Annotated in this window: 17 protein-coding genes; 10 read left to right on the forward strand and 7 right to left on the reverse strand. The window is 55.1% G+C overall.

Annotation, left to right across the window (positions count from 1 at the left end; all coding sequences use genetic code 11):
• Nucleotides 1–2: 2 nt before the first annotated feature.
• From MWH02_RS03360 to MWH02_RS03370, 3 genes are read left to right on the forward strand one after another with little or no spacing between them, the layout of a single operon-like run.
• Nucleotides 3–167, forward strand: coding sequence for a hypothetical protein (locus tag MWH02_RS03360; protein WP_167391167.1), 165 nt, complete (start codon nt 3–5; stop codon nt 165–167).
• Entirely contained in the window at nt 154–1,779 is a 1,626-nt protein-coding gene (locus MWH02_RS03365) for an MFS transporter (RefSeq protein ID WP_192234211.1), read from the forward strand. The genes MWH02_RS03360 and MWH02_RS03365 overlap by 14 nt, the downstream gene beginning before the upstream one ends.
• Nucleotides 1,780–1,815: 36 nt before the next feature.
• Entirely contained in the window at nt 1,816–2,637 is an 822-nt protein-coding gene (locus MWH02_RS03370) for an alpha/beta fold hydrolase (RefSeq protein ID WP_101760762.1), read from the forward strand.
• Between the two features lie 357 nt (nt 2,638–2,994).
• On the opposite strand, the gene MWH02_RS03375 is transcribed toward MWH02_RS03370, so the two are convergent.
• Entirely contained in the window at nt 2,995–3,483 is a 489-nt protein-coding gene (locus tag MWH02_RS03375; RefSeq protein WP_137385627.1) for a GNAT family N-acetyltransferase, read from the reverse strand.
• A 95-nt stretch (nt 3,484–3,578) separates the two neighbouring features.
• Here MWH02_RS03375 and MWH02_RS03380 point away from each other — a divergent pair, with 95 nt between their 5' ends.
• A complete protein-coding gene (locus MWH02_RS03380) occupies nt 3,579–4,505 on the forward strand; it encodes a LysR family transcriptional regulator (protein ID WP_271459892.1) in 927 nt (308 codons plus the stop codon).
• Between the two features lie 10 nt (nt 4,506–4,515).
• On the opposite strand, the gene MWH02_RS03385 is transcribed toward MWH02_RS03380, so the two are convergent.
• Together MWH02_RS03385 and MWH02_RS03390 are read right to left on the reverse strand one after the other, a co-directional pair.
• The gene (locus MWH02_RS03385; RefSeq protein ID WP_110865972.1) at nt 4,516–4,941 is read right to left on the reverse strand and encodes a thiol-disulfide oxidoreductase DCC family protein; all 426 of its coding nucleotides are present in this window, start codon (nt 4,939–4,941) and stop codon (nt 4,516–4,518) included.
• 45 nt (nt 4,942–4,986) lie between these two features.
• Nucleotides 4,987–6,045 carry an NAD(P)H-dependent flavin oxidoreductase gene (locus tag MWH02_RS03390; RefSeq protein WP_271460175.1) on the reverse strand — a complete coding sequence of 353 codons (1,059 nt, stop codon included), beginning with the start codon at nt 6,043–6,045 and terminating at the stop codon, nt 4,987–4,989.
• A gap of 109 nt (nt 6,046–6,154) precedes the next feature.
• Between MWH02_RS03390 and MWH02_RS03395 the strand changes: the two genes are divergently transcribed.
• From MWH02_RS03395 to dcuR, 4 genes are all read left to right on the forward strand, one after another.
• Complete coding sequence (locus MWH02_RS03395; RefSeq protein WP_101760766.1) at nt 6,155–6,709, forward strand: flavin reductase family protein; 555 nt, start codon at nt 6,155–6,157, stop codon at nt 6,707–6,709.
• 63 nt (nt 6,710–6,772) lie between these two features.
• Nucleotides 6,773–7,309 carry a peptide-methionine (S)-S-oxide reductase MsrA gene (msrA, locus tag MWH02_RS03400; RefSeq protein WP_101760767.1) on the forward strand — a complete coding sequence of 179 codons (537 nt, stop codon included), beginning with the start codon at nt 6,773–6,775 and terminating at the stop codon, nt 7,307–7,309.
• Between the two features lie 109 nt (nt 7,310–7,418).
• Complete coding sequence (locus MWH02_RS03405; protein WP_271459893.1) at nt 7,419–9,044, forward strand: sensor histidine kinase; 1,626 nt, start codon at nt 7,419–7,421, stop codon at nt 9,042–9,044.
• Complete coding sequence (dcuR, locus tag MWH02_RS03410; RefSeq protein WP_008102769.1) at nt 9,041–9,760, forward strand: two-component system response regulator DcuR; 720 nt, start codon at nt 9,041–9,043, stop codon at nt 9,758–9,760. The genes MWH02_RS03405 and dcuR overlap by 4 nt, the downstream gene beginning before the upstream one ends.
• Here dcuR and MWH02_RS03415 read toward each other — a convergent pair.
• Nucleotides 9,754–10,713 carry an FAD:protein FMN transferase gene (locus MWH02_RS03415; protein WP_271459894.1) on the reverse strand — a complete coding sequence of 320 codons (960 nt, stop codon included), beginning with the start codon at nt 10,711–10,713 and terminating at the stop codon, nt 9,754–9,756. The genes dcuR and MWH02_RS03415 overlap by 7 nt on opposite strands.
• A 51-nt stretch (nt 10,714–10,764) precedes the next feature.
• Entirely contained in the window at nt 10,765–13,545 is a 2,781-nt protein-coding gene (locus tag MWH02_RS03420; RefSeq protein WP_101760770.1) for a flavocytochrome c, read from the reverse strand.
• A 605-nt stretch (nt 13,546–14,150) separates the two neighbouring features.
• On the opposite strand from MWH02_RS03420, the gene MWH02_RS03425 reads away from it, so the two are divergent.
• Together MWH02_RS03425 and fumA are read left to right on the forward strand one after the other, a co-directional pair.
• Nucleotides 14,151–15,665 carry an anion permease gene (locus MWH02_RS03425; RefSeq protein WP_137385596.1) on the forward strand — a complete coding sequence of 505 codons (1,515 nt, stop codon included), beginning with the start codon at nt 14,151–14,153 and terminating at the stop codon, nt 15,663–15,665.
• Between the two features lie 164 nt (nt 15,666–15,829).
• The gene (gene fumA, locus MWH02_RS03430) at nt 15,830–17,473 is read left to right on the forward strand and encodes a class I fumarate hydratase FumA (RefSeq protein WP_271459895.1); all 1,644 of its coding nucleotides are present in this window, start codon (nt 15,830–15,832) and stop codon (nt 17,471–17,473) included.
• Between the two features lie 101 nt (nt 17,474–17,574).
• Here the strand turns inward: fumA and MWH02_RS03435 are convergent, their stop codons facing one another.
• Complete coding sequence (locus MWH02_RS03435) at nt 17,575–17,787, reverse strand: hypothetical protein (RefSeq protein WP_110865967.1); 213 nt, start codon at nt 17,785–17,787, stop codon at nt 17,575–17,577.
• Nucleotides 17,788–17,960: 173 nt separating this feature from the next.
• A complete protein-coding gene (gene exaC / locus MWH02_RS03440) occupies nt 17,961–19,481 on the reverse strand; it encodes an acetaldehyde dehydrogenase ExaC (RefSeq protein ID WP_101760773.1) in 1,521 nt (506 codons plus the stop codon).
• Between the last annotated feature and the right edge of the window lie 132 nt (nt 19,482–19,613).

Here is a 19,613-nt window from a genome sequence, read left to right on the forward strand (position 1 = left end):
CCATGAAACATTCACTCTCACAGCCGCCTCGCATTGATGCGGGGCTGTTCTTCCTGCGCCTTACCGGCTGCCTGCTGCTGATCATTTTCACCACGCTGGCGCTGACCGGCCCCGGTCGCTGGCGCGTGTTTGGCGGCGTTTCGGAGGTTGTTCATGGCGCAGGTTAATGACATTCATGACATCCCCGAGGCGGATCTGCCGCCCGTTTCGCAGTCGGTTTCACCATGGCAGCCGCTGCGCCAGCGCGTGTTCCGCATGCTGTGGATTGCTACCGTGGTATCCAATGTCGGTTCATGGATGAACGACGTAGGCGTTAACTGGACCATGCTGACACTGAGCGCCGATCCGCTCTCGGTGGCGCTGGTGCAGGCCGCCAGCAGCTTACCGATGTTTCTGTTTGCACTGCCGTCTGGCGTGATGGCGGATATCGTTGACCGGCGTAAATACCTGCTGTTCTCGCAAATCTGGGTGTTTATTGCCGCCGCGAGCCTGACATTCCTTTCCTGGGCAGACCTGGTCACACCGATGGTGCTGCTGATTGCGGCGTTCCTGCTGAGTACCGGCGCGGCCATGAGTTCTCCGCCCTTCCAGGCCATCGTGCCGGATTTGGTCAGTAAGGAGGAGCTCGGCCCGGCGATTGCGCTTAACTCGCTCGGCATTAACATCAGTCGCGCTATCGGCCCGGCGCTCGGCGGCCTGATTCTGTCGTTCGCCGGTCCGTGGATGGTGTTTCTGCTGAATGCGCTTTCGGTACTCGGCGTGTTTCTGGTGCTGTATGTGTGGCAAGCACAGCCCAGCGTGCAGCGTTTGCCGCCGGAGCACTTCTTCCCGGCGGTGCGTGCCGGCGTGCGCTATGTGCATGCTGCGCCGGTACTGCGCAATGTGCTGGTGCGCACCATCGCTTTCTTTGTGTTTGGCAGTGCCGGTTGGGCGCTGTTACCGCTGGTGGCTCGACGCGAACTGGGCCTTGGGCCCGGCGGCTACGGCATTATGCTGGGTTGCATCGGCATCGGCGCGATTTGCGGCGCGCTGCTGTTGCCGCGTATGCGCAAACGCTTTAATCCCGATCAGCTGATGGTGCTGGCGAGCCTGATGTTTGCCATCACTCTGCTGGCGCTGGCGTTTATTCGTCACCTCTGGTTGCTGAATGCGTTCGAGTTCTTTACCGGCTTTGCGTGGATTGCCGTGCTTTCCACCCTCAATCTTGGCGCGCAGCGCAGTGCCGCCAAATGGGTGAAAGCCCGGGCGCTGGCGGTCTATCTGACGGTGTTTTTTGGCTCGATGACGTTAGGCAGCGCCATTTGGGGACAGCTGGCATCGACATTCAGCATTCCATTGTCACTGACTGTCGCCACTGTCGGCATGCTGCTGGCGAGCCTGACGGTGCTGCGCTGGCGGCTGGATCAGGATCCGGATCTGAACCTCGACCTCAGCACGGTCAGCGATCCCTTGCCCGAGCTGGAGATTCGTCACGATCGCGGGCCGGTGATGGTCAGCTATCATTATCAGATCAACCGCAGTGATGCGCATGCCTTTGCGGTGTGCATGCAGGATATGCGTCGCGTCAGACGGCGTGGCGGCGCGCTGAACTGGTCTCTGTATGAGGACATGCTGCAACCCGACATGTTTGTCGAGACCTTTGTGGTTGGCTCATGGATGGAGCATCTGCGTCAGCGCGAGCGCTACACCATGAACGATCAAAAGATTCAGAACCGCGTGCTGGGATTCCATCAAGGCACTGCAGCTCCGGAAGTTCGTTATCTCGTGGCGCCTGAATAAGGCGCTTTCATTCATCGACATTAATAAGGCCGAAACATGAGCACATTTAAGACGCAGGATGGTACGCAGATCTATTTCAAAGATTGGGGTACCGGCAAGCCGGTGCTATTCAGTCACGGCTGGCCGCTCGACGGGGATATGTGGGACAGCCAGTTGAATTTCCTGGCGGAGAAAGGCTACCGCGTTATCGCTTTTGATCGCCGCGGCTTTGGCCGTTCCGATCAACCGTGGGAAGGCTACAACTACGATACTTTTGCATCGGATATTAACGACCTGATTAGCCATCTGGATCTGCAAAACGTGACGCTGGTGGGCTTCTCAATGGGTGGCGGCGATGTGGCGCGCTACATCAACAATTACGGCACAGCGCGCGTGGATAGCTTAGTGCTGTTGGGCGCGGTGACACCGATCTTCGGCAAGGCCGATGATTATCCAGCAGGCGTCGATTTGTCGGTGTTTGAAGGCATTCGTCAGGGCTTACGTAAAGATCGCGCGCAGTTCATCAGTGATTTTGCCACACCGTTTTACGGCACCAACGCCGGTCAAACGGTTTCAGAAGGCGCGCTGACGCAGACGTTGAATATTGCGCTGCTGGCGTCACTAAAAGGGACGATTGATTGTGTTACCGCGTTCTCGGAAACCGACTTCCGTCCTGATATGGCAAAAATCGACGTGCCGACACTGGTGATTCACGGCAGCAACGACCAGGTCGTGCCGTTCGAAACCACCGGGAAAGTCGCCGCCGAAATGATCGCCGGCGCGCAGCTGAAAGTGTATGACAACGCACCGCACGGCTTTGCGGTGACGCATACCGATCAGCTCAACGCCGATCTGCTGACGTTCCTGCAATCGCTTTAACGGGAATAACATTAATCGGCCGGTTTGGCCTAATACTTGTCAGTTATGAAAGAGTTTGGCTTAAGGGCTGCATTAATCGTGCGGGCTCTGACACATCTGCTGCGTCACGGGCCGTCCTCGCGCCGCTAGCGCGGTGCCTTCGGCTTCCACGTTGTGCCGACGGACCGTTCGGGGATCGGCCGTCCTGGCCGGCCCCGAACTGCTTCACGCATCCATGCGTGAAGCTCCTGGCCCAACGTAAAAGCCTCAGCGCTGCGAATAGCCCTTATGTCGCAGCAGACGCGCCAGCGCCGGGAGCTAATCAGCCCTTTTCAAAACACGCACTGAAGCGGACCGAGGCACTTTTTGGGCGGAGAACTATTGCGGCGTGGCGGCAGCAAATTTCTCTAATGCCGCCCCGTCGAGCCGATAACGCACCCACTCATTTAACGGCAGCGCATCAATACTGAGATAGAACTCTCTGGCCGACTGATCCCAATCTAACGCACTCCACTCAATGCGGTTGCACTGATGATTGACCGCGTGCTGCGCGACATACTGCAGCAGCGCTTTGCCTGCACCGAGGCCGCGAAAATTGGGCGAGAAGTACAAGTCTTCCATATAGAGTCCGCGACGCCCCAGCCACGCCGAGTAGCTGCGGGTAATCACTGCATACCCGGCGGTTATGCCATCAATCTCGCACATCAACGCCTCGCTATGGCTTTCGGGATTGAATAGCGTCGATCTGATCTCTTCCACGGTAGTTGGTGACTGCTGTAATCCATGTTCATAAACCGACAACTCAGCAATCATGTCGTAAATGGCGTCCGCGTCTTCAGGATTGGCTGGCCGAATAGTCATCTTCATGCATTATTTTCTTATTTAATCAGATTGATGCTGCCCAGCATAATGGGTATTGTTCGATGAAATAAGTGCAATAAAATCAATGATAGGTGAATTTCATGCATCATGTGCTGCGTCGACTGGACTTGAATCTCCTCCCCGTTTTCGACGCAGTTTTCAGACATCGTTCGGTCAGGCTGGCGGCGATTGAGCTCAGTTTGAGTACTTCCGCGTTAAGTCACGCGCTGTCCCGATTACGTGAGTTTTTTAAAGATCCGCTGTTCTACCGCGAAGGCCACAAAATGTGTCCCAGCGTCTATGCCTGCCAGCTGGCGCCCTATATTGCCGAAACGCTAACCGGATTAAATCGGCATCTCAGCCCGCTGCAGCCTTTTGATCCGCTGACCAGTGATGACTGTTTTAGAATTGCGGTAACGGATTACACCGCTTTTTGTGTCTTTCCGCGGCTGATGCATGCGCTGACTGATACGGCACCCAACCTGAGTTTTGAACTCTGCCATTTGCCGCATAATCCGGCGCTGATTGAATTACTGGCGGGTGAAATTGATATGGCGCTGAGTTTTAGCGAGCCGGATAGCATGCATCATCCCGATCTCGACGAGACCGATTTATTCAGTGATGAATTTATGGTGATTGCCAATGCGCGACGCAGCAGTCTGAATCTTGACGACTATCTTGCCGCCGGGCATCTGGTGGTTACGCCGTGGAATGAAAAGCAGGGATTACTGGATTCCCATCTTGCGCGCATTGGCCTTAAACGCCGCATCGCCATCAGAACGCCGTCAATGCTGAGTGCGCCCTTTATTATCGCGGAAAGTGAATTGCTGATGGCGATCCCGTCTTTCGTTGCCAGTAAAATTAAACAGGCCGCCGATGTGACCTCATTCAGGCTGCCGTTTCCCGCGCCAAGGTTCACCGTGAAAATCTATTCACACAAACGCAGCGGTAAACGGGAACCTACGGAATGGATTAAATCGATGATGGCTAAAACCATTTCGCAGCAAGCGTACCGCTTCGAGGATTAACGGACGATTTTTACTGGTCTAAAAATCGTCCGTGATAATCGGATTTAATGGGGTAATGCTCGTTGTAGCGACCAAAAAGCCGATAGCGATTTAGCGCGATGCGGTCGTAACAATAATTGCTGATAACGTCAGGCATAAACCTCACGACAGACAAAACGCGCCACGGCCACGGCATATAGTGCATGATGCGGAAAATTGCCTGCGCACGGAGCCAATGATTTTGCCCATCAATCAGGACGATGGTGCGAATATCTTCATCTGGCAGACCGACAAAACGTAATAGCGCTTTCCCCTGCTCACTCTGAACCGCCGCAAAACGTACATGGCGTGGAATGCGGTGACGCAGGAGAAACATCACCCACGCGTTGCACAGTTTGCATACGCCGTCGTATAAAACGACCTGTTCTCCGGGATTTATCCCGGCTGGATTTGTCATCATCGTCTCCTCAACCCTAGAGATGGTCGCAGCAGAAAAGCTGCGTTACGCCGCCTGCCACTCCGCCACCAGCGTGTTAATTAATTCTGCCGCCGGCATTTCCCGCGCCAGCGCGGCGCCCTGTCCGGCCCACTGCGCGCCAAAGCCATGCGCGCCTTTGGCGGCGGCTGCGGCAGCGAGCGCTTTGCCCAGCGCGTAGGTGAGTGGATAAGGGGGAATGGCATCCTGCGCGAACTCGCGCGCCAGCTGGCAAAAATCGTTGGTGAGACATCTTGCCGATCGGCCAGAAATGGCGGCAATCATCTCGGTGCTGTTGGCCTGCGCGCTTTTCAGCGCCTGACGATATGCCGCGTTGGCGGCGGATTCCGGGCACAGGATAAACGCCGTACCCAGTTGCACACCCGCCGCGCCCAGCTTGAGCATGACAGCCATGCCCGCGCCATCCATCACGCCGCCGGCGGCAATCACCGGCAGCCGCGACGCCCGGCGAATCGCCTGCACCAGCGTAAAGGTGCTGAGCTGCTGATCGTCATTTTCTGGATGGAATATCCCGCGATGCCCGCCCGCCTCAATACCCTGCGCCACAATAAAATCGATGTCAGCGGCTTCGATGGCACCTGCTTCAGCAACGCTGGTGGCGCTCGCCAGTGTGATAATGCCGCGACGTTTCAAGCGCTGCACAACAGCGGCGGACGGCAAGCCAAAGTGGAAACTTACTGCGGCGGGCGCGGTGTCCAGCAGGACCTCCAGCATCGCGTGGTTATCCACGAACGTTTGATAAATCTCTGACAGCGCATCGGGCGGTGTCGCTTCATAGCGAGCAAACACCGGCTTGAAACGAGCGATCCACGCCTGTTCTTGCTGAGGATTGCGCTGCACCGGCGCGTGGCAGAAGACGTTGACGTTGATGGGCGCGGCTGTCAGGGCGAGCGTTTTGCGGATCATGCTATCCGCCTGTTGCGGCGTTGAAGCGCCCACGCTGATCGAACCCAGCGCCCCGCTGGTGCTCACCGCCGCCGCCAGTTCCGGCGTCGAGACGCCCGCCATCGGCGCCTGAATGATCGGATAGCGAAGGTTAAGGGTCTGACACAGGATGTTGTTCATATTATTGGCCTGTTGGTAAGAGGTAGCCGATAACATGCCGCGATTTTTCGGCTCGGTAAAGGCTGGCATCTACACTTAATGTGTCTGTACCTACAACAGGAGAATCCCGATGCATAAAATCGACTTTCCGGTGAGCAAAGCGCGGAAGTATCTGGAGCCGGGTCCGGTGGTGCTGCTGAGTTCTCAGTTTGAGGATCATCGCGACATCATGACGCTCGGCTGGCACACCATTCTGGAGTTCTCGCCGTCGCTGGTTGGCTGCATGATTGCCGGCGGCAATTACAGCCATGAACTGATTCGCCAGAGCGGCCAGTGCGTGATTAACGTGCCGTCGGCCAATCTGGTGGACAGCGTAGTGGCGATCGGTAACAGCCACGGCGATCGTCTCGATAAGTTTGATGCCTTCAATCTGACACCCGAACCGGCAAGCGTGGTCAATGCGCCGTTAATCGGCGATTGCTTTGCCAGCTTTGAGTGCCAGCTGTATGACGATTCCATGGTAGATAACTACAACTTCTTTATCTTTGAGATCGTTAAAGCGCATGTAGCTGAAACGCCGGAGTTTCCGCCGACGCTGCACTACACCGGCGAAGGACGCTTCAGCGTGATGAGCAATTTGCGGCTCGACAAGCGCGGCGACTTTAAGCCTGAAATGTTAATTTAACTGCTTGAATTGATATGGGCTTGCCCCCACTTTAATTCTTTCGCCCTGACAGGAGTAGATATAATGGCAACCGAATATGCGGTGATCGCAGGTGGCTGTTTCTGGTGTACTGAAGCAGTGTTTAAAGATGTGATTGGCGTGGAGTCAGTCGAGAGTGGATATACCGGCGGCGCACGCCCGAATCCAACCTACGAGCAGGTGTGCAGCGGTGCGACCGGCCACGCAGAAGCGATTCGCATCGGTTTCGATCCAGAGCAGGTGAAGTACGGCGATCTGCTGGATATCAGCTTTGCCACCCACGATCCCACTACGCTGAACCGCCAGGGCAACGATGTTGGCACCCAATATCGCTCTGCGATTTTCCCGGCGAATGCTGAGCAGGAAGCCGAAGCGATTGCCGCGATTGCGCGCGCGCAGGAGAATCTGAGCGATCCGGTAGTGACCACCATCGAGCCGCTGAAAGAGTGGTATGCGGCAGAAGGTTATCATCAGGATTATTGGCAAGGCGCGGGTCAGCGCAACGGCTACTGCATGGCGGTAATCCCACCGAAACTGCAAAAGCTGCGTAAGAGCTTTGCGAATCGCGTTAAATCGAGTTAATTCAGTACCGCCAATGTTGAGGCCGCCACGAATGGCGGCCTTACATGGTGCGCGACCTTCTTCTGTTTATCCGTCATAATATGTGCCCTCTTCTCCTCCGAGAGCGATCATGTCTTCTTCACAGCAAGGAACCGCGGCGCGCAAGCAGCCGATGAAGCTTAATACGCTGGTCACCCTGATGCTCAGCGCAGTGATTGTGCTGGTGCTGCTCAGCGTGCATATGTTCTATTTCTTCCAGATTGGCGCAGCGACCCGCGCGCAGCTGGAGGACAAAGCCATGGCGGTGGCGCGCACGCTGGCCAAATTTCCTGAGATTCAGCACGCGCTGATATTGCCGCCAAATGCCACCAGCATCCAACCCATTGCTAAAGCCGTGCAGGAGAGCAATAACCTGCTGTTTGTGGTGGTGACCAATATGGATACCATCCGCTATTCGCACCTGAATCCTGAACTCATCGGCCAGCACTTTATTGGCACTGATATTGAGCCCGCGATACGCGGTCATGAAAACGTCTCCGTCAATCAAGGTGTTCTGGGCCGGGCAATGCGCGTCTATACGCCGGTATATAATGCGCAGCATAAGCAGATTGGTGTCGTGGTAGTGGGCATTTCACTCAGCGCCGTTACCGATCAGATTAACCAAAGCCGCTGGAGCATCTTGTGGACTATCCTGATTGGCACCTTTGCGGGCGCCATCGGCACCCTGGTGCTGGTGCGCGTGCTGAAACGCATCCTGTTTGGCCTCGAACCCTACGAAATTTCTACTCTGTTTGAACAGCGTCAGGCGATTCTCAACTCGCTAAAAGAAGGCGTGGTGGCGATGGACGATCAGGCGCAGGTGACGCTGGTGAATCAGGCGGCGCGATCGCTGCTAAACGATTCGATGGGCACCATCAGCGGCGACCGCATCTACGATGCCTCGGTGATTAACGATCATCTGCGGGATGTGCTGCACAGCGGGCGGGCGCGGCGTGATGAAGAGTTGAATGTGAATGGCCGCGTGTTGCTAAGCAATACCGTGCCGGTGCGCACGCAGGGACGGATTATCGGCGCGGTCTGCACCTTCAGGGACAAGACGGAAATCAGTCAACTGATGCAGCGTCTGACGGGCATGGTAAACTACGTCGATGCGCTGCGTGAGCGCTCGCACGAATTTATGAACAAGCTGCATGTGATCCTCGGCCTGCTGCACATGAAAAACTACACGCAGGTGGAAAGCTACATTCTCAAAACCGCCAATAATTACCAGACGGAGATCGGTTTCCTGCTCGATAAGATTAAGTCGCCGGTGATTGCTGGTTTCTTGCTGAGCAAAATCAACCGCGCATCGGATTGCGGCCATCGCCTGACCATCAGCGATGCCAGCTTCCTGCCCGACAGCGGCAATGAGCAGCAGATGGCGGCGCTGATTACGGTGATCGGCAATCTGATTGAGAACGCGCTGGATGCAATGAACGAGCAGGTAGAAGGCGAGATTCACGTGATGCTGCACTACCAAAACGGTTGGCTGACCTGTGAAGTGAGTGATGATGGTCCGGGCATTGAAGCCGATCATCTCAGCACCATTTTCGAAAAAGGCTTCTCCACCAAAGGTGAAAACCGCGGTGTCGGGCTGTTTCTGCTGCAGCAGCAAACTGAAAATATCGGTGGCAGCGTGAGTGTGGAGTCAGAACCCGGCGTGTTTACCCAATTTTTAGTCCAACTTCCCTGGGATGGAGGAAACCAATCCGCATGATCAATGTGTTAGTGGTCGATGATGACGCCATGGTCGCCGAGCTTAATCGCGCGTATATCGGCCAAATTCAGGGCTTTCACTGTTGTGGCACCGCCTCAACCTTGAAGCAGGCGAAAGAGATCCTGTTCAATAGCGATACTGCGGTCGATCTGGTGCTGCTGGATATCTATATGCAGCAGGAGAATGGCCTCGATCTGTTGCCGGAGCTGCGCACGGCGCAGAGCGCGGTGGAAGTGATCATCATTTCGTCGGCGGCCGATGCGGAGAATATCAAAACCTCGCTGCACTACGGCGTGGTGGATTACCTGATCAAACCGTTCCAGTTCCCACGTTTTGAAGAGGCGCTGACCGGCTGGCGGCAGAAGAAATCGCTGATGGACAATCAGCATTATTATCAGCAAGCGGATGTGGATCTGCTGATTCACGGCAGCCCGGCGACGCAGCACGACAATAAGCGCCTGCCAAAAGGCTTAACGCCGCAAACGCTGCGCACGCTGTGTCAGTGGATTGATGCGCATCCGGGGCATGAATTCTCGACTGACGAACTGGCGGCTGAAGTGAACATCTCGCGCGTGTCGTGTCGTAAATACCTGATTTGGCTGGCGCAGATTAATATTCTGTTCACCAGCATTCACTATGGCGCGACCGGCCGTCCGGTGTACCGCTATCGCCTGCAGCCGGAATACCATTCGCTGCTGCAGCAATATTGTCAGTAACGTAGCTGCCAGTCGACATCGAGCTGCTGGAAGTGAAAGTGCTGCGGCGAGGAGCAGATGATCTGCCGATCGCGCGTGACAAACACCGCGTCGATGTCGGGCTGGTCAGCGAGATAAGCCAGCCCTTGCTCCACGCCCATGCCAAAGAGCAGCGTGGTGTAGATATCGCCATCAATCGAGCGATCGGAAATCACCGTCACGCTCAGCAGTTCGTTATCAAGCGGATAGCCGGTTTGCGGATCAAAAATATGATGCCAGCAGCGGCCATCCAGTTCGAAGTAGCGCTCATAAATCCCCGACGTCACCACCGATTTGCCCTGCACCTGCAGCACGCCTAACAGCTCATCATCACGACCAAACGGCTTTTTCAGGCCAATGCCCCAACACTGCGGCTCGTGCGGCGGCGAACCCAGCGTTTGCACATTGCCGCCCAGATTGATCAGCGCCTGCTGCACGCCCTGCTGGCGTAAAAACGCCTGCACGCGATCGGCGATGTAGCCTTTGGCGATGGCGCCGAGATCGATCTCCATGCCTGGCTGTTGCAAAAACACTGAGCGATCATGTGGATTGAGCACCACCTGATGCGGATCGGTCAGCTTTAGCAGGGATGCGATTTCTGGCGCAGGCGGCACCGCACGCCCCTGAAAACCGATTTTCCAGCGCTTCACAATCGGCCCAATGGTGAAATTGAAGGCGCTGTCCGGCAGCAAACTCACAGCGTGTGCCACGCTAATTAACGTAAACACCGCTTCGCTGACGATCACCGGATGGTGGCCTGCGGCATGGTTGATCGACATCACTTCGGATTCAGCGCGGTTAACGGTGAACAGGTTTTCCTGCTGTTTAATCAGTTGAAATACGTGGCGGGCAAGCGTGGGATTGTCATCAAACAATTTGAGCAGAATGGGCGAACCCATCAGAACGGCAGAGTAAGAAAAGACGCCAGCGGTCATTGCATGCCTCTAAAGAAAACGATGCCCGCACAAGGCGGGCATCTTTACAGCTTAGTGTCCTAACGCCAGTTTAGCCGCGTTGTGACCGGCTTTGATACCGAAGATGATGATATCGGCCACCGCGTTGCCGCCGATGCGGTTGGCGCCGTGGATGCCGCCGACCACTTCACCGGCCGCCCATGCGCCTGGAATCACCTCTTTCTGCGCATCCAGCACCGCGGTATCGGTGTTGATGGTCACGCCGCCCATGGTGTGATGCACGCCCGGTGCGATACGAATCGCAAAGTACGGACCTTTATTCAGCGGGTGACGCAGCGCGGTTTTACGACCAAAGTCTTCGTCATCCTGCTTCGCCACGAACTCGTTGTAACGACCGAGCGTGGTTTGCAGCGCTTCCTGATCCATGTTGAGTTTCACCGCCAGCTCGTGTGGCGTTGGCGCGCTGATGACAAAGCCTTTAGCGATGTATTCGTCAGCCGCTTTGTTATTGGCGCGTACCTGCTCGTCAAACACAATCCACGCACTCTTCTCAGGCAGCGCGATGATCTCAGCGGACACTTTGTCACGGGTTTCCATTTCATTGTAGAAACGCTTGCCTGCCTGGCTCACCAGAATCGCCCCGCCGCCGCGCATTGCTTCGGAAATCAGGTACGACGTAGTTTGCTCAACCGTTGGGTGAATCTGGATTTCACCCATATCCACGGTATCCGCACCGATGTGTTGCAGCATGGCGATGCCGCTGCCGGTGGCGCCTTTATGGTTGGTGGTGACGAAACCGTCCAGCTCAGGGCGATATTTCACCACCATTTCGCGGTTGGCACTGAAGCCGCCGGTCGCCACAATCACGCTTTTGGCGTTAATAATGCGGCTGTCGTTATACTCATCCACCACTTTCACGCCGGTGACCGCACCGTTTTCCACTAAAATTTCGGCCACTGAGGTTTCCAGCAACACTTCGATATTGCGCAGATTAACGTTTTTCACCAGCCCGCTGATCAGGAAGCCGCCAACAGCCGAACGATCTTCCGGACGGTGCGTACGATCGATGCTCATGCCGCCGGTGATGGTGATGTCGCACAGCTCGATGTCTTTGGCGGCCAGCCACTCAATCGCTTCGGGCGCCTGCTCAACAAATTCGCGCAGCAGCACCGGATTGTTTTTGAATTTGCCGCCTTTCAGCGTCTCTTCATAGAACAGCTCTTTGCTGTCTTCAATGCCTTTCAACTTCTGATAACGGGTTTCCGCCGCGTTCATCCCGACCGAGGCTTTGATGGTGTTACCGCCGATGGTGGGCATCTTCTCGATGATCACCACGCGTGCGCCATCGTCATGCGCCTGAATCGCCGCCGCCAGACCGGCACCGCCGGTGCCCACTACCACCACATCGTAATTCACCGGTGCGTTCGGGTTACCGCCCTCTTCAATCACATACTCTTTGCTTGAGGTGGTCATGGCACGCGATACCGCTTTTTTCAGCGCTTCACTCTGCGTGGTGGCGCCAGTGATGGCGTCAACGTGCGGGCTGTTCGCCACCAGAATGCGTTCACGCAGACTTTCGAAGGTGCTGGTGAAGTCGACGTCGAGGCTCGGATCCGGCACCAGCGAGATGTCGGTGATACGGTCGGTGTCGAGGGTAACGTTGATTTTCAGCTTCAGCGCTTCGGCTTCGACTTTCGCCTGATAAACGCCCGCTTTGTATTTACGGCCGGTATCGCTGACGTCGCGGATCATCGCATCCACCAGCGAGAAGCGCCACAGCGGTTCCGGGATAGTCAACTCTTCGCGCTTGGTGCTGTCGATATACAGCTCCATGTGCTGATTCTTGATGACGCGATCGGTCCAGTCCGGATAGGCGATACAGGCTTTGCCCACCGCCACCAAGTCGAAACCGTGCTCCAGCGCATTCTCGGCATCTTCTTTATTGACGACGCCGCCGACGCCGATTACCGGCACTTTCGCCAGGTTAGGCGAGCGCTGTGCCAGATATTTGGTGATCAGTGGCGTTGGGTCCTGAGTATCAACAATCGATGGACGCAGCAGCTGACCAACCGAGAAGTGCACGTAATCGAGACCGCGTTCTGCCAGTTTCTCCAGCAGATAGAGCGTGTCATCCCAGCGGATGCCCGGCACTTCCAGTTCTTCCGGTGAGAAGCGATAGCCGATGATGAAGTCTGCCGCAGCGAAGCGGTCAGCCATTTTGTGGGTGATTTCCAGCACTTCCAGTGGGAAACGCGCGCGATTATCGCGACTGCCGCCCCATTTGTCGTCGCGCTGGTTGGAGTTTGGCGAGTAGAACTGCTGGATAAGATAGGTGTTGGCGCCGTGAATCTCCACGCCGTCGAAGCCGGCTTTGATCGCGCGGTTCACCGCATCACCAAACTTGGTGATCATCACCTCCACTTCTTCTGCAGTCAGCGCCTGAGGTTGAGTGGCACCGTCACGCGGTGCAGCGATGGCGCTCGGCGCGACCGGGGTTTTACCGCCGATCAGCGCCGGTTCAACCATACGGCCGCCGTGATAAATCTGCAGAATCGCTTTGGAGCCTTGCGACTTGATGGCGTGGGCGATTTTCGCAAGGCCTGGGATTTTGTTGTCGCTGTCGATACCGAGCGCGCCTGGAAACGCAGGGCCACGGTTATCAATAAAGCAGCACTCGACAATCACGGTACCGATGCTGCCGGCGCGCACGCGATAATATTCGACAAGGTCACTGGTAACACCGCCATCGTAATAACCGGTACATGTGGTCATCGGTGCCATAACCAGTCGGTTTTTAAGCACCGCACCTTTCGGTAACGTAAGCGGATTAAGAATCGGGGTGAGCGTATTCATGATGAGCAACTCCAGAATTAAGAAACTTGGTATTCAATTCTTTGGCGGTTCGGAGAATTTTATAATTATTTGAGTGGTCCGATTTCATGGCGTAAATATAGCATTTTATTTACTTACATAACCTTATTCGTTAGTTATATAAGTTTTACGCATGAAAATAATATTTGAGGCTTATTGCTAAAAGCTGCGCTCCGCTAAGTTTTAACCAAGACTTGACAAAAATCAACTTTTTCCTTACATTTAAAACAAATCTAGTCTTATCATAAAGATAAATCGTCTCCTTTCTCTGTTTTTTGCTTGATTTGTGCCGTTTTATTCATCTCACACAGTTAATTTTCACCTAATGGTTCGTTAATTAAGGCGCACAGGTTTAAAGCAAAAAAATCACCAATAAACTTTATTGATCTAGATCAAAATAGATATTTTAATTAATCGCATCATAAGCGCATCCATTAGATAATTCGCGCATCGAATTTTGTAAATGGCGATTTATTAAGACTCAGTTTTAAATGTCACGACTAATCTGTTAAAAGGGTTTTGTAACTAAAAAAACCAGCTTGGTTCGGGGCGTATATCCGCATTCTCCATAACTTGCAGACAAAACTATGAACACACAAACAACCCAGAGTGAATCCCTCACCGCGCCTCCCGCGGCACCAGGGAAAAAAAAGAACCGCCTGATAATGTTGTGCCTGCCAATTATTGTGGCTGTGCTGTTGCTGCTGGTACCGACTCCTGCGGGATTGGAACCTTACGCCTGGCACTTCTTCGCCATTTTTGTCGGGGTTATTGTGGGACTGATTTTCGAGCCGCTGCCGGGTGCCGTTATCGGGTTAACCGGCGTGGTGGTGATTGCGCTGTTCAGCCAGTGGGTGCTGTTTAGCCCGGCAGAACTGGCGGATCCCAAGTTCAAAACCGCGGCGCAGTCGTTCAAATGGGCGGTGAGTGGCTTCGGCAACTCCACGGTCTGGCTGATCTTCGGTGCCTTCATGTTCGCCGCAGGCTACGATAAAACCCAGTTCGGTCGCCGCCTGGCGCTGATTCTGGTGAAATATCTGGGCCGTCGTAGCCTGACGCTGGGTTACGCCATTACCTTCGCTGACCTGTTGCTGGCGCCGTTTACGCCATCCAACACCGCGCGCAGCGGCGGTACCATCTATCCCATTATTGCAAACCTGCCGCCGCTCTATGGTTCAAAACCGAACGATCCTAGCGCACGTAAGATTGGTTCATACCTGATGTGGGTGGCGATCACCGCCGCTTGTATCACCAGTTCAATGTTCCTTTCTGCGCTGGCACCAAACCTGCTGGCGCTGGCGCTGGTAAAAAGCGTGGTGGGCTTTGATATCTCATGGGGCATGTGGTTCCTTGCCTTCCTGCCGCTGGGCGTGCTGCTGATTCTCACCATGCCGCTGCTGGCTTACTGGCTTTATCCGCCAGAAGTGAAAGTGAACGATGAAGTACCGCGCTGGGCCACCGCTGAGCTGGCCAAACTCGGTAAACTGAAACGTAACGAAATCCTGCTGCTGGGCTTCGTGGTTGCGGCGCTGATGATGTGGATCTTCGCCACCGCCTGGATTGAGCCCGCAATGGCCGCACTGTTAGTCATCGTGCTGATGCTGTGGACCGGCGTACTCAACTGGAATGACATCACCAGCAATAAAGCCGCCTGGAACACCTTCGCCTGGTTCGCCACGCTGGTCGCGCTGGCGGATGGTTTAGCGCGCGTTGGCTTCATCGCGTGGCTGGGTAAAGAAGGCGCAATGCTGTTGCAAGGCTATGACCCGCAGGTTTCTGCCGTCGTCCTTCTGGTCGCCTTCTACCTGCTGCATTACCTGTTCGCCAGTACCACCGCGCACACCACCGCGCTGCTGCCCGCGATGCTGACCATCGCCGCATCCATTCCGGGCATCAACATGCCGGTGTTCTGCCTGATGATGTGTGTTTCTCTGGGTGTGATGGGCATTATCACCCCGTACGGCACCGGCCCAAGCCCGATTTATTACGGTAGCGGCTATCTGCCAACTAAAGATTACTGGCGCCTGGGCACCATCTTCGGCGCGCTGTTCCTGGTTCTTCTGATGGTTGTCGCCTATCCATGGATGGTGATGATGTTCTGATGATGTTGCTTCGATGTTAAAAACGGAGCCGCGCATTACCGTGAAAATGTTATGATACTCGCCAGTCAGCCCCTGCGGAGGGCTGGCGAGAGAAAATCGAATAACAAACTGCCTAATTTGTCGCCCGTCATGCTGGCGGGCCACACGAAGCTAAGTGAGCCAACATGTCGAACAAACCCTTCTATTATCAGGATCCCTTTCCTCTCGCCAAAGATGATACCGAATACTATCTGCTGAGCCGCGATTACGTCTCGGTGGCCAACTTCGATGGCGAAGAAGTCCTGAAAGTCGATCCCAAAGCGCTGACGCTGCTGGCGAAGCAGGCATTCCACGATGCTTCCTTCATGCTGCGCGCCTCGCATCAGGCGCAGGTCGCGTCCATTCTTGCCGACGATGAAGCCAGCAAGAACGACAAATACGTCGCCCTGCAGTTCCTGCGCAACTCCGAAATTGCCGCCAAAGGCGTGCTGCCAACCTGTCAGGATACTGGCACCGCCATCATCATGGGCAAAAAAGGCCAGCGTGTCTGGACCGGTGGCGGCGATGAAGCCGCGCTGTCGCAAGGCGTTTACAACACCTTTATTGAAGATAACCTGCGCTATTCACAGAATGCCGCGCTGGATATGTATAAAGAGGTGAATACCGGCACCAACCTGCCGGCGCAGATCGACCTCTACAGCGTTGATGGCGACGAATACAAATTCCTGTGCATCGCTAAAGGTGGCGGTTCCGCCAACAAAACCTATCTGTATCAGGAAACCAAAGCGCTGATTACGCCCGCCAAATTGAAGAACTACCTGATCGATAAAATGATGTCGCTGGGTACCGCGGCCTGTCCGCCGTACCATATCGCGTTTGTGATTGGCGGGACTTCAGCCGAAGCCACGCTGAAAACCGTCAAGCTGGCCTCAACCCACTATTACGATTCGCTGCCGACTGAAGGCAACGAGCATGGTCAGGCGTTCCGCGACATTCAGCTGGAAGAAGAACTGCTGAAAGCCTCGCAGGAGCTGGGCCTCGGGGCGCAGTTCGGCGGTAAATATTTTGCGCATGATATCCGCGTGGTGCGTCTGCCGCGTCACGGCGCATCCTGCCCGGTGGGTATGGGCGTGTCATGTTCCGCAGACCGAAATATCAAGGCCAAGATCAACCGTGAAGGCATCTGGATTGAGAAGTTGGAAGACAATCCAGGCCGCTATATTCCGGAAGCGCTGCGTCAGCAGGGTGAAGGCGAAGTGGTGCATGTCGATCTTAACCAGCCGATGAGCGAAATTCTGGCGCTGCTGTCGGCTTATCCGGTCTCAACCCGCTTGTCGCTTAACGGCACCATTATCGTGGCGCGCGACATTGCGCACGCCAAGTTGAAAGAGCGCATCGATAACGGCGAAGGCCTGCCGCAGTACATCAAGGACCATCCGGTCTATTACGCGGGTCCAGCGAAGACGCCAGAAGGTTATGCCTCTGGTTCACTCGGCCCAACCACTGCAGGTCGTATGGATTCCTACGTTAATCTGCTGCAGGCCAATGGCGGCAGCATGGTGATGCTGGCGAAGGGCAACCGTAGCAAACAGGTTACCGATGCGTGTCAAAAACACGGCGGCTTCTACCTGGGCAGCATCGGCGGCCCGGCTGCGGTGCTGGCACAGCAGAGCATTAAGAGTCTGGAATGCGTGGAGTATGCCGAACTCGGCATGGAAGCGATCTGGAAGATTGAAGTGGAAAACTTCCCGGCATTCATTTTGGTGGATGACAAAGGAAACGACTTCTTCCAGCAGATTCACAATAACTGTGCCGCCTGCGTGAAGTAATCTGCGCATCGCACCACAAAAAAGCCGTTATCTTGTGATAGCGGCTTTTTTATTGCGATATTTCTGACGAATTGATCATCGAATGAGGCAAAACAGAAAGGTTAAAAACGGAATTGGCTCTCCAGTTGACGCAATGTTTCCATGCGCTGTGCCGTGGCGATTTCGCGCGCTTTTACTTCCAGCAGCAGGTCAGCATCGTTCTGGCCAATCACATACACCGCCTGACGCCCAGGCAGGTTAACGGTAATAATATTTTGCTCCACACCGTCCAGCATCTCATCATGCTGTTCCAGGTAGTTATACAACGTGTTCATGAAATCTCCTTGAAAATAGGTGGGCTATTCTGCCCAATCGCCTCCTTTAAACACACAAGACCTGGCTTAAAGATGCCACTATGATCAGAAAATTCTGGCGAAGTGAATATCCTGCAGCGGCAAGATGACGAAGAGATGAAAAGGCAGCGAGATTGCCCCGCCGCCGTTTTCAATCAGAAGAAACCCAGCGGTTGCGTGCTGTAGCTCACCAGCAGGTTTTTCGTTTGCTGATAATGATCGAGCATCATTTTGTGGGTTTCGCGACCAATACCCGATTTCTTATAGCCGCCAAACGCCGCGTGCGCCGGATAGAGGTGATAACAGTTAGTCCACACGCGACCGGCTTTGATGGCGCGGCCCATGCGATAGGCGCGATTGATGTCGCGGGTCCAGACGCCCGCGCCCAGTCCGTAAATCGAATCATTGGCGATTGCCAGCGCTTCCGCTTCATCTTTGAAGGTCAGCACACCAACCACCGGGCCAAATATCTCCTCCTGGAACACGCGCATGCTGTTATTCCCTTTGAGCAGTGTCGGCTGGATGTAGTAGCCGCTGGCAAACTCTTCGCCCACTTTCTCTACGCCGCCGCCGTGCAGCACCTGCGCGCCCTCTTGCTGCGCAATTTCCAGATAAGAGAGGATTTTGTCGAACTGCTGCTGCGACGCCTGCGCGCCAATCATGGTTTCGGTATCCAGCGGATCGCCTCGTTTAATGGTTTTGATGCGCTTCATCACCGCCGCCATAAACGGCTCAAAGATCGATTCCTGCACCAGCGCGCGCGACGGACAGGTACAAACTTCACCCTGATTAAGGAAGCCCAGCACCACGCCTTCTGCCGCTTTCTCAATGAAACTCTCTTCGGCATCCATGATGTCTTCAAAGAAGATGTTCGGTGACTTGCCGCCCAATTCAACGGTGGACGGGATCAGGCTTTTCGCTGCCAGCTCCAGAATATGGCCGCCAGTGGCAGTGGATCCGGTGAAGGCGATTTTGGCGATGCCCGGATGGGATGCCAGCGCTTCGCCTGCCTCTTTACCGTAGCCGTGTACCACGTTGATCACACCCGGCGGCAGCAGATCTTTGATCACGTCCATAAACAGCGTAATCGACAGCGGCGTTTGCTCGGCCGGTTTCAACACCACACAGTTACCTGCGCCAAGCGCCGGCGCCAGTTTCCATGCCGCCATCAGCAGCGGGAAGTTCCACGGAATGATTTGCCCGACCACGCCCAGCGGTTCGTGGAAGTGATAGGCGGCGGTGAACTCATCGATTTCAGCGGCGGTGCCTTCCTGCGCACGCACGCAGCCAGCGAAATAGCGGAAGTGATCGACCGCCAGCGGCAGATCCGCCGCCAGCGTTTCACGCACCGGCTTACCGTTATCCCAGGTTTCGTTGACCGCGATATATTCCAGATTCTCTTCCAGCCGATCGGCAATTTTCAGCAGCACCAGCGAGCGTGCCTGCGGCGAGGTTTTGCCCCACGCATCGGCAGCGGCCTGGGCGGCAGCCACGGCGTTATCAATATCGGCGCGGTCCGAACGGGGAAATTCGCCAATGGTAGAAGCATTGATCGGTGAAGTGTTGACGAAGTAGTTACCGTTCACCGGTGCAACAAATTCGCCGTTGATAAAGTTGCCATAACGCGATTGCAGAGTAATGAGAGAACCTTGTTCTCCCGGAGCAGCGTAACGCATGGTGTTTCTCCTTGCGGGACAGAGTGGCGATTAACAACTATGAAACCTGTTATTAACATTGGGCGATCCACGCCAGCCTGTCAGATCGTAAAAGGGGAAACTGTGACCGCACCGAGGGAAATGTGGCGTGCG

Origin of the sequence: Pantoea leporis (assembly GCF_028048155.1) — a bacterium.
In the GTDB taxonomy this organism is placed as follows: domain Bacteria; phylum Pseudomonadota; class Gammaproteobacteria; order Enterobacterales; family Enterobacteriaceae; genus Pantoea; species Pantoea leporis.